This window comes from Mesorhizobium sp. M7A.F.Ca.CA.004.04.2.1, from assembly GCF_004022825.1.
In the GTDB taxonomy this organism is placed as follows: domain Bacteria; phylum Pseudomonadota; class Alphaproteobacteria; order Rhizobiales; family Rhizobiaceae; genus Mesorhizobium.
Genome location: NZ_RZPH01001531.1, coordinates 1 through 873 on the forward strand (window position 1 = coordinate 1; position 873 = coordinate 873).

Genomic DNA, 873 nt, shown 5'->3' on the forward strand with positions numbered 1-873 from the left:
TGAACAGCCAGTCCGGCAGCCTGAGCACCTTCGGCAGCAACGCCGGCCGCAGGCCGGCGATCCGCGCCGGCTCGATGCCGGACGCTCTCATCGCTCTCAGGGCCTCGTCGATCTGGCTGGCCAGGATCAGCCGCCAGCGCCGGTCGGCCAGTTCGGTTGCCAGCGGCAGGCCGGAAAGCGCCACCAGCGCGTTGTTCAAATTCATCAGCAGCTTGCCCCACAGCACGGCTTTTATGTCGCCATGGGTTTCGACCGCAAACCCTTCGACGCCAAGCAGGCCGACCAGGCCGGCGGTGCCGTCCTCGACCATCACCATGCCGTCGCTAGCGCGGTGCACGCGCAGCGGCAGTTCGCCGTCCGGCGACTGCACCACATTGAACGGCACCATGCCGGCCAGCACCGTACGTCCGGCAACTCCAGCACGCAGCCTGTCGGCATTGTCGACACCGTTTTGCAGGCTGATCACCACGGCGTTGGGCCGGGCATGGGCTTTGATAAGATCCGCCATATCCTGGGTGGCGCCGCTCTTGACCGTGACCAGGATCACGTCCGCCAGCGGCAAAGCGGCGGCCGGATCGACGGTGACGACAAGCGCCTCGGGCTTGATCGAGCGATCGCGGCCCTGGAGGTCGCTGACCCGCAATCCACCCTGCCGTAGCGCTGCCTCGATGCGCGGCCGAGCCAGCAGAATGACCTCTCGGTTGGCCAACGCCAGGCAGCCGCCGGCATAGCAGCCGATGCTGCCGGCACCGGCTATGACGATCCTTCTGTCCTTGTCTGCCATCCTGTCGCCGCGCCGGGTCGGAGCTATACGACATGAAAACCATAATATTGGCGGCATCGCCAGCCATGACGCTGGCCCCTATGTCTGGC

General features: G+C 66.2%; 1 protein-coding gene. It reads right to left on the reverse strand.

The window, feature by feature from the left end; genetic code table 11:
- A partial coding sequence (locus EN893_RS35915) for a 2-dehydropantoate 2-reductase (protein WP_128362263.1) occupies positions 1-784 on the reverse strand: 784 nt, incomplete at its 3' end.
- Between the last annotated feature and the right edge of the window lie 89 nt (positions 785-873).